General features: G+C 46.7%; 15 protein-coding genes and 2 pseudogenes. 8 read left to right on the top strand and 9 right to left on the bottom strand.

What is annotated here, in order from left to right; all coding sequences use genetic code 11:
- Positions 1 to 2: 2 nt before the first annotated feature.
- On the bottom strand, positions 3 to 1382 hold the full coding sequence (locus tag DCX48_02740; protein QXE13521.1) for a hypothetical protein: 1380 nt from the start codon (positions 1380 to 1382) through the stop codon (positions 3 to 5).
- 289 nt (positions 1383 to 1671) lie between these two features.
- Positions 1672 to 2361 (bottom strand): Expansin-YoaJ, encoded by a 690-nt coding sequence (locus DCX48_02735; protein ID QXE13520.1) that lies wholly within the window; start codon positions 2359 to 2361, stop codon positions 1672 to 1674.
- Positions 2362 to 2694: 333 nt separating this feature from the next.
- On the opposite strand from DCX48_02735, the gene DCX48_02730 reads away from it, so the two are divergent.
- The 7 genes from DCX48_02730 to DCX48_02700 all read left to right on the top strand — a co-directional run bounded on the left by DCX48_02730 (position 2695) and on the right by DCX48_02700 (position 9656).
- Positions 2695 to 3123 carry an OsmC family peroxiredoxin gene (locus tag DCX48_02730; protein QXE13519.1) on the top strand — a complete coding sequence of 143 codons (429 nt, stop codon included), beginning with the start codon at positions 2695 to 2697 and terminating at the stop codon, positions 3121 to 3123.
- Between the two features lie 278 nt (positions 3124 to 3401).
- The gene (locus tag DCX48_02725; GenBank protein QXE13518.1) at positions 3402 to 3797 is read left to right on the top strand and encodes a cytochrome B562; all 396 of its coding nucleotides are present in this window, start codon (positions 3402 to 3404) and stop codon (positions 3795 to 3797) included.
- 105 nt (positions 3798 to 3902) lie between these two features.
- Complete coding sequence (locus tag DCX48_02720) at positions 3903 to 4457, top strand: TetR family transcriptional regulator (GenBank protein ID QXE13517.1); 555 nt, start codon at positions 3903 to 3905, stop codon at positions 4455 to 4457.
- A 136-nt stretch (positions 4458 to 4593) separates the two neighbouring features.
- On the top strand, positions 4594 to 5790 hold the full coding sequence (locus DCX48_02715; protein QXE13516.1) for an MFS transporter: 1197 nt from the start codon (positions 4594 to 4596) through the stop codon (positions 5788 to 5790).
- 149 nt (positions 5791 to 5939) lie between these two features.
- The gene (locus DCX48_02710; protein QXE13515.1) at positions 5940 to 6425 is read left to right on the top strand and encodes a GNAT family N-acetyltransferase; all 486 of its coding nucleotides are present in this window, start codon (positions 5940 to 5942) and stop codon (positions 6423 to 6425) included.
- 169 nt (positions 6426 to 6594) lie between these two features.
- The gene (locus DCX48_02705; protein QXE13514.1) at positions 6595 to 8568 is read left to right on the top strand and encodes a methyl-accepting chemotaxis protein; all 1974 of its coding nucleotides are present in this window, start codon (positions 6595 to 6597) and stop codon (positions 8566 to 8568) included.
- 188 nt (positions 8569 to 8756) lie between these two features.
- Positions 8757 to 9656 carry an ArgP/LysG family DNA-binding transcriptional regulator gene (locus DCX48_02700; protein QXE13513.1) on the top strand — a complete coding sequence of 300 codons (900 nt, stop codon included), beginning with the start codon at positions 8757 to 8759 and terminating at the stop codon, positions 9654 to 9656.
- Here DCX48_02700 and DCX48_02695 read toward each other — a convergent pair.
- The 7 genes and pseudogenes from DCX48_02695 to DCX48_02665 all read right to left on the bottom strand — a co-directional run bounded on the left by DCX48_02695 (position 9653) and on the right by DCX48_02665 (position 15203).
- Positions 9653 to 9919: a DUF3811 domain-containing protein gene (locus tag DCX48_02695; protein QXE13512.1), complete on the bottom strand. Its 267-nt coding sequence runs from the start codon at positions 9917 to 9919 to the stop codon at positions 9653 to 9655. The genes DCX48_02700 and DCX48_02695 overlap by 4 nt on opposite strands.
- 532 nt (positions 9920 to 10451) lie before the next feature.
- Positions 10452 to 10658: a hypothetical protein gene (locus DCX48_02690; GenBank protein QXE13511.1), complete on the bottom strand. Its 207-nt coding sequence runs from the start codon at positions 10656 to 10658 to the stop codon at positions 10452 to 10454.
- A gap of 293 nt (positions 10659 to 10951) precedes the next feature.
- Positions 10952 to 11119 (bottom strand): annotated as a pseudogene (locus DCX48_02685) (IS3 family transposase).
- Positions 11119 to 11586: pseudogene (locus DCX48_02680) on the bottom strand (IS3 family transposase). The pseudogenes DCX48_02685 and DCX48_02680 overlap by 1 nt, the downstream one beginning before the upstream one ends.
- 339 nt (positions 11587 to 11925) lie before the next feature.
- On the bottom strand, positions 11926 to 12873 hold the full coding sequence (locus DCX48_02675; protein ID QXE13510.1) for a patatin: 948 nt from the start codon (positions 12871 to 12873) through the stop codon (positions 11926 to 11928).
- Positions 12874 to 12967: 94 nt separating this feature from the next.
- Positions 12968 to 14428 (bottom strand): hypothetical protein, encoded by a 1461-nt coding sequence (locus DCX48_02670; GenBank protein QXE13509.1) that lies wholly within the window; start codon positions 14426 to 14428, stop codon positions 12968 to 12970.
- A gap of 1 nt (position 14429) precedes the next feature.
- Positions 14430 to 15203, bottom strand: a complete 774-nt coding sequence (locus tag DCX48_02665; GenBank protein QXE13508.1) for an IS630 family transposase — start codon at positions 15201 to 15203, stop codon at positions 14430 to 14432.
- A gap of 29 nt (positions 15204 to 15232) precedes the next feature.
- On the opposite strand from DCX48_02665, the gene DCX48_02660 reads away from it, so the two are divergent.
- On the top strand, positions 15233 to 15424 hold the full coding sequence (locus DCX48_02660) for a hypothetical protein (GenBank protein QXE13507.1): 192 nt from the start codon (positions 15233 to 15235) through the stop codon (positions 15422 to 15424).
- The last annotated feature ends 121 nt before the right edge of the window (positions 15425 to 15545 follow it).

Raw genomic sequence — 15545 nt, 5'->3', positions numbered from 1 at the left:
GATTATTTACTCTCGCGCTTTATCGTCATCGGGAAAACGGTGTCTGCGTCATAACGACCGATACACTCCGCAGCGGTGCCAGATGCACCTTGTTTACAGACCAGTTCAGGCATTTGGAATCGAGAATTATCGGAACAGCGTGCGCCTGAGCGGCTATTGACGATCAGGTTGCCGGAGCCCATTAAGCCTGCCTCAACGTTGGCGCGACACGTGACACCGTCACCATGAGTGATGCGCGCCGTTCCTTTTCCATTTTGAATCTGGTAGCGCAGGCTAGGCGGCCTGCCGGTAATCGGCGCTTTACTATCAACAATGACGCGCCAGTTGCCGTTCAGGAACTTGATGGAACCAATTTTCACGGCGTCGGCTGGCATGACTAAATCATCTTTGCCCGCAGGCAGTGCAGGCACTTGCTCGACAACAGGTTCAACCGGCTCTTTTGGTTCAACGGCAGCAGGGGCTTCTGGTTTGGCCGCTTCTACGATAGGCGCCGGAGAAACAACAGGCGGAGCTGAAATGGGGGGCTCAGCCGCTTTCACGATCTCTTTTTCTACGACCGGCGGAGCAGGTGGCGGTGTTGGTTCAGCAGGTGTGGAAGAAGACAGCGCTCGTTTTTCCGGTTTGACCGTCGCGGCTTGTTCGGATGTCGGTTTTTCTTGTTCAGACACGCAACCGCGTATCTGCAATGACAAAATAGCTAACAGCGCGGCGGCAGGTAATAGCCACCACAGGCGAAAGAATGCTGGGCGAGTCGGTAACGTAGCAGGTGCAGGCGTTGGCTCGACGGGGTCGGGCTGAACGATAGGCTGTGGTTCTGGTTCCGGTACGGGGTCGACCAGTGGAAGCGTTGGTGCGCTTGCAGCGGGGGCAGGTGCAACAAAAAGCGGCTCTGCTTCCTTGATGATAGGCCGTAGGCAGTCCAATGCATCAAGGCGGGATTTCTTATCCAGATTAACGAAGCCCCAGAATGTTAAGACTGGCATGCCATCAACCAGATAGACGTGGTTCGCCCCTGGGAACTGTATCGCTTTTGCCAGCAGGACACCGAAAAGTTTCTGCCCCGCTTTTTCTGCATTTTGCGCACGCTGGCTGATGTCGGCAACTGCGGCTTTATAGGTTTCCAGTAACGACAGCGCTTTTTCTCTTTCTTCTTCACTGGCGGCAATCCAGGAGGTGACGTTACCGTCAACCGGCGAATACCAGTCAATACGGTCGCCATGCTCGTTGGGTTGGGGAATCGCCAGACAATCGGCAATCTGCTGCTGTTTTCTGAGACGTAACGTTTCCCGCAATTGAAGTGCCGATGCATAAACTGGCTGCCCGTTCTCACCCAGCGCCAGAAAATCATCCAAACTTCCACTACGTAAAAATAATTTTGCCACGCAAAAGAGACCTTTTGTAATGATGCCTAAAGCAGAAAATAAAATGTAATCTGCGACAGGGTATACTGTAGTGCGAATGATGGCGAATCAAACGCTTAAAGAAGTGGTAAAACTAACAAATATTTAAGCAATAGAAAAAGTGGGAAACGAGAACTGTACTCACGAGCTGTAGACGATGGCCAGATAATGTGATGAAAATGCTGGCAAAAATGGCGAGAGCTTTTTTAAACGCAATATGGCAGAAGCGAGGGAGGCTGCACGGTGTCAGCGTCCCTCAAGTTGTGGGCGACTACAGTTGGACGTTGCCCGTGATCAGGTAGGCAGATGAGGTACTTTGTGACATTGGTGGTAGCGTGTCACTGAGGACGTTACCTTTTACATCGGTAAACTCAATAGGAATATCGTTCATTCCAACGTGCTCAACAATAAAGTGGTTATAATCGGTTTTTTGTGCAGCAACCCACTGGTTATCGCGCATATATTTCATTTCAATAACCGGATATTTTACATTCCTAAATTGCACCGCAGCCCAATAAGGATTTGAACCTTCCTTTATACGATAAATAACGTTGCCATTTACTGGCGCTTCGATCAGCGTCCAATCTATATTAATTTTCCCATCTCGCAGATCGCCTATTTTCTCGAAAGCGTTAAACGATAAGTCTAATGCGCAATCTCCACCTTCAGGGTAAAGATCCGTGACATAAACCACCGTGCTGCCTTTTGGGCCATTCACTTTGAGGTAAGCCCCAGCCAGTGATGCTTTCACGCCGCGATAATCCAGTTGGCTCCGGTTTAATGCGGTGATTTCCATGTTCTGTGGAATAGGGTCCAACAAGAGCGCGCCGCCCTGATACCCAGAGCCGGTTGCGGTAGCGTAGCCGTAACAGATATCGTCCAGTTCCCACTGGGCGTGGGCGGTATTAATTAGGGGAATGACGCATAATGCGGACAACGCTAATGAGGTTATTTTATTCATGTTTCACATCCAATATGATTCAAGATTAATAACATAGGTGAGTTGTAAAAATAAATACGCCAAAACAGAAGTCCATTTTTCGAAAATCTATTGATTTGGCCCGTCGATAATCCAAGTTTTGTATAAATAGGTAAATCGGTTTTATCTTAAAATAATAAAGCAGTGAATATATCACCAGGTTTATTTCTATAGCGTGAAATTATTATGTGATGAAATAATCAATTTGGGTTTATGCGAAATGTGTTCTACGGTTTAAAGGGTATGACGACAGCATGATTTCGCTCTAACGCGGATAGCTGCCAATAGCTAATCTAAAATGATAGAGGAGATTGCATGACCATTCATAAGAAAGGGCAAGCGCATTGGGAAGGTGATATCAAGCAGGGAAAGGGCACGGTTTCAACGGAAAGCGGGGCATTGCAGCAGCAACCTTACGGCTTCAATACCCGTTTCGAGGGTAAGCCCGGTACGAACCCAGAAGAGTTGATTGGTGCGGCGCATGCGGCCTGTTTCTCTATGGCGCTATCGCTGATGTTGGGCGAAGAAGGCCATAAACCTGAGTCAATTGATACGACTGCGGATGTCTCACTGGATAAAGTCGATGGTGGATTCGCGATCACCAAGATCGCCCTTCACAGCACGGTGAAGCTACCGGGGATTGATGAAGCCACGTTCGATAAGATTATCCAAAAAGCGAAGGCAGGCTGCCCAGTGTCAAAAGTACTTAAGGCCGAAATTACGCTGGATTATCAGTTGAACTAACACTGTTTATCTGCTTTACCAATAAAATTAGTGCTGATAAAAGGCTTACCAGAGTGATTCTGGTGAGCTTTTTTACATTTATACAATTAAAAATAACGAAACGATTAAAAATAATTTAACATCTTTACCGTAATAACCATAAAATTAGTAGAGCCATCGCTCCGTGATGTGGGCAATGGCGTAGGACGCAATATAACAAGATCAATATTGGGCTGGCCGGCGTGTGATGGCCAGATTCTCCGAGTATGTCGTGCTATGGAAACAAGCGAGAATTCAAGATGAATAGAATGACCAAGATCTGTTTTTCTGTACTGCTGGCCGGGAGTTTGCTGACACCGGTTTTAGCGAATGCAACCGTGTCGGAAGACATGCGCGGTATGCAAAAAAGTTATACCGCGGCGACGAAAGCGGACGATGCTGCAACGTTGAAAACCGCGCTGAGCACATTCCGCGAACACGTCGAGCATGCTAAAACGCAAGTGCCGCCTGATTTCGCCAAGCAACCTGCAGACGGCCCAGATAGAAAAGCCTATGTGGAAGGCTTGGATAAGATTTTGCAAAAAGTCGATAGCGCACAGGCTCTGGCGGATGCCGGTAAAGTGAGCGAAGCCAAAGCAGCATTAGCAGAAATCAATACGTTGAAGGGTGAATACCACAGTAAATTGAGAGGCTAAGCCGCTTTTCGTTTACCATAAGCCGCCAGTGGGAATAGAACCCGCTGGCGGCTTTTTTTGTTATAAAGGTTACGATCGTCAGCATTGCCAGTTAAGGGGAACAGAATGATGTCACCATCACACGATGCAGCGCATGATGGCAAAAATACACAACACAGAATTCTTGAGGCTGCGCTGGAAGTCATTCTGGACCATGGCGTGCGGGGGGCAACCTACCGGAAAATTGCGCAACAGGCTGGGCTTTCTCCGGGGACGCTGACCTATCGCTATAGCAGCATTGAATTGCTGCTCAACAACGCGTTCGTCTATATGGTTGATGGCATCTCACAGGCATTCCGTGTCCGCCTCAAGCAGGCAAAGGATATCGACAGCGCACGTGAAGCGGTGGTTGATCTGATCTGTGGCGATATCTGGGCGACGCCACGTCATCTGACATTAAGCTTTGAGCTGTACGCGCTGGCATCACGTAAAGAAGAGTATCGGCTGATATTGCAGGAGTGGATGACGCGCAGTAGAAAATCACTTCACCTTCATTTCAACATTGCGACCGCGTGCTCACTGGATGCGATGATTGAAGGATATACGATCCATAACTATCTCAATGATGACGCAGTTAGCCGCGAAGACATTCTCAATACGGTGATAAAACTGACATCCTGATATCGTCTGGCGCGATCTTGCCGGACGTCTTCCCGTGAAAAAAGAACGTAATGAAACAGGTGCAAAGCGGTGCATATTCGTGCGATAGTTATTCGTACATATGTACGAATACTTTTAAATAAAGACGACGAGAGCTATGACCACAAAACCCGCTATCAATAAATTCGCACTGTTTGGGCTGATGTTCATTCCCGGTTTTACGTGGGCAACGTGGGTGACCCGAACCCCTGTGATGCGTGATGTTCTGAATGCTTCAACGGAAACCATCGGCATGATCCTGTTCGGTTTTTCATGTGGTTCCATGCTCGGTGTATTGGCCGCGGGTAAAGTCATTAACGTCCTCGGCATTCGTAAAACCATGGCCAGTGGATTTCTGCTGCTTCTGCTTGGGTTACTTGTGCTTGCCGTTTCACTTTCGATCCGGAGCACGCCCTGCGCCTTTATGGGACTACTAATTTTCGGGGCGGGTGTCGGCTTGGTTGATATCGCCATCAACATTGAAGGTGCGGCGTTTGAGCAACACCTGAAGAAAAGCATAATGACAACGCTGCACGGCTTCTTTAGCCTGGGAACGCTGGTTGGTGCACTGGCAGGGATGGCGATGACGGCTTTTGGCGTCAATACGACGATGCATTTTATCGTCGTGGTTGCACTGTCGATACTTATCGCTATTTTGCTGATGCGCCAAATGCCATGGTTGAGCGATTTGGCCAGTTCCGGGCAAGAAGAAAAGGGGAACTACACGGCTCAGGTTTTCAACGAACTTAAAGACAGCCGATTGTTGATTCTGGGTGTGGTAATTCTGGCGATGGCGCTTGCGGAAGGTTCAGCCAATGACTGGCTGCCGTTACTGATGATCGATGGCCACAATTTCGGTCACACGACGGGGACGCTGGTTTATGTCGGGTTTACTGCGGGTATGACGCTGGGCCGTTTTGCTGGAGGATATTTTGTCGATCGCTTCGGCAAGGTCAATGTCCTCCGATTCAGTGCCGCCTCCGCCGCATTAGGGCTAACGCTGGTTATCTTCTCCGATGCGCCACTGCTGGCTGCTGCCGCCGTTATCTTCTGGGGTATTGGTGCATCGCTGGGGTTCCCGCTCACGATTTCCGCCGCAGGAAGTGGAGAAAACAGTGCTGTTCGCGTTACGATTGCCGCAACATTAGGCTACTTTGCGTTTCTCGTGGGCCCGCCGGCATTGGGCTTTCTAGGCGAGGTTGCGGGGTTACGCATCGCCATGCTGCCGGTGCTTGTCATGGTGATTCTGGCCTTTATTTGTTCTTCTTCCGCTCGCGATCGTGCGACCAGAACGGCATCAGAAACCCCATACTGACGTTTCTGCGCGGTTTCGTTTCGTATTATCGGAACCGCGCTGATTGTGTCATTATATTGATTATGTTGAAAATAAATTACGTGATGGCTGACACTGCTGAATAACAGCCGTGAGACTGGCCGTCACTCGGGTTGGGTAAAGCGAACATAATGGTAAACTTAACGGATATGACCGAGTCGGATTATCCCGACTATCGTCAGTTCTTTATTCTTGAATATGCTCAGGATTTACAAGAGTCTCGGGGATATGACGCGGAAAAGGCGAGGGCGATCGCAACGCAATCCATCGATATTGCGTTGCCGCAAGGCATCCATACGCCAGCCAATAAATTATGGTGCATTCATTCTTTAGACGGCGGCGGCGTCATCGGCTATTTGTGGGTGATTCTGAACGGAAATTCTGCCTGGATATCTGATTTTTGCCTTCTGCCCGCGTGGCGTGGCTGCGGATTCGGTAAAGCTTCACTAGCAGCGATGGACGTTGCGGTCGCTGCATTAGGCATCAGCGAAATCGGGCTGAGAGTGGCTACGAGTAACTCGGTCGCGAAGGCGTTATATGAAAAACAGGGATTCCAGATTACCGGTTTTAATATGCACAAAAGTCTGGAATCAGACTCATCGTCAGACTGCGGCTAAGTCTATGACGTAAAAAAACGATCTCCGACGACCATTGGCCTCCGCCCCTTATCTCTAGTTCATTCCTGCGCCGCTAAAGTTCAAAAAAAAAACGCCGATAGACAAATAGCAGGGAACTCATTGCAAGGGAATGTTGATTACGATCAGAATCAACACCAGGAGAGCCATAATGGCCAAACAATTAATACAAAAAAAGACAATGAGCACCCGCGCCCAGGTATTGCTAACTGGCGCATTCACCATCGCACTCGGTTTTGCTGTCACCATCGGCGTGCTCAGCTGGCAGTCTAGTAGTGAACAAAAGTCTTTGGCCGAACGCTATTTACAGCAAATAGCTCAAAGCGAAGCCCTGAGAATTCAGCAGGAACTCAACTACGCACGTGATGTAGCGCATAACCTCGGGCAAGGGCTGGCTGCTTTGCCATCCGCAGGCATTAAAGACCGCGCAGTGGTCGATAAAATGATGGAATATGCTCTGCGGGATAACCCGGAATACCTTTCGATTTCAGTCATTTTTGAAGAGAACGTGTTTGACGGACGTGATGCCGAGTTTGCCGATCAACCGGGTCAGGCGCCGAAAGGTCGCTATGCCTGGTTTGTTGACCGCGATCAGGCAGGTAATTACGCCATGCATCCTCTGCTTTCCTACCTGACTCCCGGCCAAGGCGATTACTATCTGCTGCCGCAAAAGAGCCAGAAAGATACGCTAATCGAACCCTACACCTATGCTTACAACGGCGTTCCGACGCTGCTGACATCAGTCGCCGCACCGATTGTTAGTCAGGGGAAACTGTGGGGTGTCGTCACTTCAGACATTTCTCTTGCGTCATTGCAGCAAAAAATTAACCAGATTAAACCCTGGGAAGGCGGTGGCTACGCGATGTTGTTATCCAGCGCGGGTAAAGTCATCTCTTATCCTGACAAATCTCAGACGAGCAAAGCTTGGCAAGGACCGACGGACAATTTCACCTCTTCTGTGGTACAGCACGACGATGCGATTCTGGGCGAGCAAGCGCTGGTTACTTGGCAGCCCGTCACCATTGGCAACAGCACAGAGAAATGGTATCTCGGGATTGTTGTGCCCGTGAGTCAAGTGATGGCCGCGTCTGAGCGCCAGTTGATTAATGCCGTCATCATGATGGTGATCAGCATTCTGTTGGTGAGCGCGCTGCTGGGCTGGGTATTCAGCCGCAAAGTGCTTAAACCGATTGGCGGCGAGCCACTTGAAGCCGCAACCATTGCACTGTCTGTTGCGGAAGGACGATTGAGTAATGTGATTGACGTGAAAGCCAACGATCGCAGCAGCCTGTTCTTCGCGCTGAATACGATGCAATCACAGCTGCGTCAGGTGGTGGGACAGATCAAAGACGCCAGTGATTCCGTGCGACAAGGCGCTGCGGAAATTGCCAGCGGTAACCTCAACCTCGCTTCGCGTACGGAGCAGCAGGCTGCCGCGCTGGAGCAAACGGCGGCGAGCATGGAAGAGATTACCGCCACGGTGAAACACAATGCCAACAATGCCCATCAAGCCACAACGCTGACAGAAAATGCCACGAAGATAGCTCTGCGCGGTGAATCGCTGGTCAGTCAGGTGGTTCAGACTATGTCGCAGATTGATGATAGTGCGAAGAAGATTGGCGACATTACCGCCATGATTAACAGCATCGCTTTCCAGACCAACATTCTGGCGCTGAACGCAGCGGTGGAGGCGGCGCGAGCGGGTGAGCAGGGAAGAGGATTCGCCGTCGTGGCATCTGAAGTTCGCAGTCTGGCACAGCGCAGCGCTAGCGCTGTGAAAGAGATTGCCGCTCTGATTGAGGAATCCAGCCAGCGCGTTGAAAGTGGCGTTAAGCTGGTGAACGACGCGGGTAAAACCATGCAGGATATGACGCATGCCGTCAACTCGGTACAAAGTATTATCGGTGAAATTGTCACCGCATCGGATGAGCAAGCGAAAGGCATCAGTCAGGTAACGATTGCCGTCAATGAAATGGATGGCGTAACGCAGCAAAACTCCGCACTGGTACAGCAGATGTCTGCCGCCGCCAGTTCGCTGGAAGATCAGTCCATGCTGTTGGCGCAAACGATAGAGCATTTCCGTCTGGAACAGCAGCACGCTTTACCTCATGCGTTATTGAGATAAAAAGAAACACAGTAACCCGGCGACCTCATGGTCGCTGGGTTACTATATTCAGCACTTCTGTGATTCTTCCTCCCATACCCACAAATTTTCCCCGATTCGCGTATAGCATTCGCAACGCTGTGAAAGTTGTATCGTTCCCTTAATTAAGGCAAATTAAATCATTCTGATCTTGTTAAGAAAAAATAACCATGCACCTGAATTACCCTTGCCTGAAAGCGTTCATGGAGATCGTCCGTAGCGGCAGTTTTGAGGTTGCGGCCCGTAAGCTTCACGTCACGCCGTCTGCCATCAGCCAGCGTATCAAGCAGTTGGAAGATCAGCTTGGTCAGGTACTGATCGTAAGAGGCAATCCCTGTCGTGCAACGCCAACGGGACAAGCGCTACTTCGACACGCAGAACAGATAGATATGTTGGAGAGTGAGCTCTTCAGCACGCTTGAAATGCCAGCTAGACAAAGTATCTCAGTGGCTGTAAATGCGGACTCTATAGATGGATGGTTTCTGGATGCGATGGAGGATGTCTGTCACCAATCCGGTATTTTGCTCGACATCCTCGTTGAGGATCAGGAGCATTCAGCGACCTTGTTGCGTGAAGGTCGGGTAATGGCCGCTGTCAGTGCCAGCCCGGAGCCGATTCAAGGATGCGGCGTAGAATATTTGGGAACGATGCGCTATCGCGCCTATTGTTCACAGATTTTTCACGATACGTACTTTGCTGACGGCATTAATGCAGACAGTTTGCAAAAAGCGCCGCTCCTGATATTTAACAATAAAGACAGGCTACAGTCCTTATTCATTGAATCGCTGGTTCCTGAAGTGATTGAACCGCCTCAGCAATTTGTCCCTTCAACCGCAGCCTTTGTCGGCGCCATTTTCAGAGGGTTAGGGTGGGGGATGATCCCTGAACATATGGCATCACCTCATAAAGAAAAAGGCGAGCTGGTGCAGTTGCAAATCGGGAACCCGATAGATATCCGCCTGTACTGGCACCGGTGGAATATCCGCTCTGTGCCGCTGGAAGCATTAAGTCAGAGCGTGCGAGCAGCGGCCGTTAGGCATCTTTTTCAATCATCCGAGCCGGGATGCTAGCGGCGTCCTCGTAAATTCGTATTAGCAGACCACTCATAAGTTGTAGAGGAATCAGGCTTGAATTTATTTTTCTTCTTCTCGACCCGCGCTTGCTTTGCCACGGCTTCACGTTCCTTCATCAGTTTATCGATGTAATCATCTTTAATATGATTACTCTCAGAGTTGGTCAGTGGACGATCCTGTTTTTTTCTCGCTTGATCGAGTAACGTCTTGAGTTGACGTTGTTCACTTTCTGTCATGTCTTTCTGAGTCAGTCTGGGCATGGGAATGGACCTAATAAGCGAACTGGAAAACACATTGTAGAGGAAAACACTCTGAGTCCCAGATAAATCGCACCGCGTGTCTTTCCGTATTAAATAATTAGTGGTTACCGTTAACACGGTTGAATGATTGTTGATGCCGGAAAAAGTGTTTTGCGGATGCGTGGGAATTTACTCAGTAGAACGGTCAGTTCCTGCCTTTTCATCTATAGGTTCGCATAATGTATATTATGTTAAATCTTGTTTAATGCACAATTACTTCACGAATCAATCCTCACCACTGGAAATCATGTAGTTAAAACGTCGCTCACCTTTTCATTGCAGCAGTTATGTTAAGAGTTACTTTCTTCATATCCATGCACTTGATGAGGAATTTATGGTGTTTGTAGTCACTCAGCTCAATGTTGTGCCGCATAAGCGACTGTGGGTGTTGGTCGATTCAGAAACAAACCTGCCACTTTTGTTTCCACTTAGATTTCTTGTCGACCGCCTGTCTTTACGTTCTGCGTCCACTCAAGCAACTACCCTCCAGGCGCTAAAGTTTTTCTATGAGTTTTGGTTTAATAAATATGGAGTAACTTTTTGCTTCAGTTTTTACCAGTCGGGACATAATCCTCTGATTGCTATTGAAGAGCTGGAAGCTTTTTTCCATTATTTGGAATGCGGAAAACCAGGTGTTCCTATACTCAGGATCACAAACCACCAAAAACCGACTACTCAAAGTTGCACGAATGCAAAGCATGTGCATTCGGTTATTCGCTTTATCACATATATGATTAACACTTATATTTCACCACGATATATGGATGAATCTCCTAAGGAATTGTCTCGTCTTTCCTCTCGATTGACAAATCGCGTATCGATGCTCCGGGATGAGTTTCAAATTGGTAAAATAAAAAAATCTCACAAACAATTCCGTAGCTTAACACCTGAGATGGTAAGGGTTTTTTACGAGGTTATCAGGCCGAGTTCACGTTCCCGAGCGAACCCTATTAACCCCTTCCCTATCGGCGAAATTCAGTTTCGTAATTATTTATCGAGAACAACGGCAAGATAAAGCCACCCTTCATCCGTGCGTAAATACGTGATATCGCCGGCCCATTTTTGATTCGGGCCGCTGGCGTAAAAATCCTGCTTCAATAGGTTCTCTGATACTGGCAACCCATGTTCACGGTAGCTGACCGGGCTGAACTTCCGAGCCGCGGCAGACGTTCTGTTGCCAGCCCTTTACGACGTCGTCTGCGTTTTACGCCCAGCCCTCTCAGATGATAAAGGCGGTACACGCGCTTGTGATTAACATGAAGGCCTTCACGGCGCAGTAACTGCCAGATGCGGCGGTAACCAAAACGCCTGCGCTCCAGTGCCAGCTCAGTGATGCGCCCTGATAAATGCGCATCAGCCGCCGGACGCTGAGCCACCTGAAGTGCCTCCTTATCCAGCATGGCTTCGGCAAGCAGCTTCTTGAGTCTTGCGTTCTCTTCCTCAAGCGACTTCAGGCGCTTAACCTCGGGCACCTCCATACCGCCATACTTCTTACGCCAGGTATAAAAGGTGGCATCGGAAATGGCGTGTTTGCGGCAGAGCTCACGGGCAGAAACCCCGGCTTCAGCTTCGCGGAGGATACTGATGATCTGTTCGTCGGAAAAACGCTTCTTGTCGGGTCCCTCCATGCAGGAACGGGAAGAGTGGATTACGCTAGCGGAACAAGTAAGAGCTCAGAACTATTTATCAAAATGTTACGCAAGTTGAGAAGCGCATATCACTGTGCCAAAACAATCACACTGATCGTTGATAATTACATCATCCACAAAAGCAAAAATACGTTGAGATGGTTGAAGCGGAAAACGAAATTTATTGTTATTTATCAGTTAGTTTGCTCGGTATGGGTAAGCAAAATAGAACTACTGTGTTTCCGGTTTTTTCAGCCATCAGTCGGTACTCTTCCGGTATCGGGTTATTCAGGGGTTCATGAGGTCGTTCCCTGTTATATTCCGGTCAGTCAGCGCTGTTTACATCAAGTATTCTAAAAGCTCTTTCTCATGAGAAGAAAATGACTCTCTCCCTCGTTGAAAGAGGACATCAAGTTTTTTGATATCATGCTCGAGTAGGTCGGTTGCCATTTCAGGCGCAACATATGAGTCACTAATTCGGATAGTTGGCACATCATCAAACATTATTTGACGCAGTTGATCCATAGACTGCGTATTTATCTCTAATGTTTTTTGCAATAATTGTATACTAACCAAGTACTTTCTAGCTAAACGCATAAGCAATTTAGGCTTGGGTTCTGGGTAATTACCAACACCAATATTAACCACGCGAATACTATCCCGCTCAATATTATAAGCCTTAATTGCATCTGCGATAGCATATAAAGTAGGGTTATTAGCACAGTAACCACCATCAATAAGTTCTATCTCCTCTCCTAAGGAGGTCCGAACGATAGTACGTTCAAAAAATGGGTAAGCGGAACAAGAAGCTTTGACTGCATCGGCGATACTAACACCAAATCCCGGAATGAACGATTTTCTCCGTCCATGGGCCTGCATTATATTTCCTTTGAAAATCATAGGACGTTCAGTTGACCACTTAGCAGCCACAACTCCTATGCCTGTTTTTACATCCTCAAACATCGCATCACCGAAAACCTCGTATGCTAACGCCTCTAATGCAACAGATCTGTCATGAGCTCTCTTTTTTGACATTATCGCGGGGACGTATTTTCGATAAAGTTCTAAAATAGAGTCAATATTGTAACCTAAAGAAATTAGTGATGCAATTATAGCTCCAGTACTAGTACCAAAAACCAAATCGAATTTCTGATGTAACGGAGTTTCTATCGACGACTCTATCTCTTTCAGTACGCCGAGAGTATAGAAACCTTTTGCGCCACCTCCATCCAGAGAAAGTATGCGTAATATTTTCCCTTCATCTTTTTCTTCCGCGAAATTAACCATCTCGACTCCAATTTTAATTTGGCAATCAGCAAGGATACTCTCTAAAAAAAGTATGCGCTATTCAATTCTATTAAAAAATTAAAACATGATTGAGTTATAGAATAATTTTAATTTTCCCTTGGTGAAATAATTTTATGCTACCATCCTGTGATACCTTAATTGCGACTCCATTTTTTGATAAATACTCTGCAACTTTTTCACCTGTGCCGCTTAGCGGCCCAGTAGTATTATTATCATGACTAATCATTGTAGAGAATGAAATAAGGCTGCCTTTTTTTGATAAAATAGCAGTCCCATCACTTGAAAAAATCCTTGTTATAATTGCTTTGTGATTTATATTTGTTATTGTAATTTCATCCTTTGTAAATACGTTGATGTTATTAGTGACACTTGCGATTTCCTCTTCATTCTCCGGCATCCAAATAATGCTGCTAGTTCTTCTATTAGATAGTAGAAAGAGATAATTCAGTAAGCTTTCCATTACATTGCGTTCTGCTTTCAATAGCGAACAAAGCATGAAAATGTACCATTCTAAATTACGGAAAATCCATTTCCCCTCCTTATAATTAAAATCGATTCCTTTAGGAGTCGTAATCGAAAACTCAGCACAACCAGTAACTCTGAAGAGAATATCATTACCCTTCATCGTTTTGACTAAGTTGTAATTATCCACAAAGCCATTGTTTCTAATGTCGCTAGACTCCAGAGTGAAATAATTTTGTATTTGGGTTTTACCTCGACGCATCGTTGCAAGGAAAAAAGTCGACTCTCCATCAACTAAAAACCATAGCCGCTTATTTACTGTAGTGCTACCTATAATTACTAACTTTGAATGTAGTTCAGATAAAAACCCCCCTCTTTCTTTTAGACTTTTATTCTTTATAAAGTCGACATAAGATTTCGTTAAAAGTAAACCGGTTGTGAAAGAGTTACCTTCATATTGAAAGGAGGATATTTTGTGGAATGATTGCATTAACACTTGCAACGCACTCTGGTTATAATGCCCTTTACCTAGAAAGTGTACAATGGATTTCTCTAATAACTGATCACCAAAAAAAAAGTAGTCTTCGGCTAACTGAAGGCAAGTGTTATTACTTAGTTTACGAGCAATCACGGCTTCCAATGAATTTAAAAAACTAGGCACATATGATAAATTAACACCCATTATCTCTATCGAAAAAACATACTTAACTGTTTTGTTTTCTATAAACTTTCCTAATATAACGGTTTTTTCATCATCAATAATATAAACACCTCTATTTGGAAATAAGCTAACATCAAGGTCGTATTTGTCCTTTAAATAATTCATCGGCGAGGAGGTGTATTTTATTCTTGCGCAAAAAAATGAACTTAAAGAATCAACCAAGGTTGGAATAACTCTAAATTCTAACTTTTTATATCCTTTCATTTCAGAGTAGTTTTGCAAAATTAAATCCTTATTCTTGATGAATAGTAGTTGACTGCTATTTTTTAAATCACTTTCCCTCGAAAACTTTATTGCTGGTTTTTCATGTCTTCGCGATATATGTAATGCGAGGTCTAAATAACTTTGCATATTATCGCTCCACTTTAGCCAGACCATGATGATTGCCGGGGAACGGTGAGGCCGCATTCATAAATTGATTTACCCGACCCAGCAATTGCCACATATATCGGCACTGATGGTTACGCGTTATGGTTTCGTGCAACGACAGCCACAGCAATTCTATTGGATTCAGCCACGGCGAATACGTTGGCAGGAACAACAACCTGAACTTCTTGTTTTTCTCCAGCCAGCGCTCCACCTTGTGGCTTTTATGGATAATGTAGTTATCTACCACTATCGTGAGCGTTTTTGCTCGCCGGTATGTGCGCCGTAATGCCTCTAACAGATTGATAAATAAATCAGAGCACTTGCTGTTACCGCCGACATAATGGACTCGCCTCGTGTCCGAATGCAGTGCACCTGCCAGATAATGTTTTTGGTTATGTCCCGGCGTAGTAATACATAACTCAGTGCTCCATCGGGAACGCAGCCAGCCGAAATCCTGCGGAGAGCGTTGTACCAGCAGTGGAAGAACCTGAAGAATATCAGCGACAGGCCACCGGGGAGCACGTCCGGACCTGAGACTTTGTAGTCCTTCAATACCATGTAAAGTAAACCAATTAATCCATCGACCGACGGATGAGCGGGCAGCGCAGAGCAGTCTGGCAACGTCGGTGACGGTCATCCCGCGATGCAACATCAGCATGGCAATGAGTCGTCTGGCGTAATTTTTATCGCGTGTCTGCTGGATTTCTTTACGCATCAGTTGTCGTTCTTCATCAGGGATTACTGCTATGATCGGCATCGCTCAGTCCGGTTGGTGATTTGTGATGTTTGGCGATTGATCAGATCGCTCAATTCGGACTGAGTTCCCTCCAAGTGATCTATTATTTTGCAAAGTTATTTAGTGCATCGTTATATTTATCATTTAAAATCCGGCTATCATATACTCGCTGTCCATTATCCTTGCGGATCAGTCTGTGGGCTTGCTGCGCCAGGCATAAAGCTGTGATTCATACAGGCTGAGTTATCGTGCAGCGGCGGCAACACCGATATGCTCTGCAAGCTTGAGAGCCTCGTTGCGAAATTCAGGTGTGTGCTGTTTACGGAGCTTCTTAGTGGTTGATGATGGTTTTGTCATGAGTCA

The organism is Pectobacterium atrosepticum (assembly GCA_019056595.1).
Lineage (GTDB): Bacteria > Pseudomonadota > Gammaproteobacteria > Enterobacterales > Enterobacteriaceae > Pectobacterium > Pectobacterium atrosepticum.
Note: the sequence above shows the minus strand (reverse complement) of the source record. Positions and strands in the feature narration are given on the sequence as shown.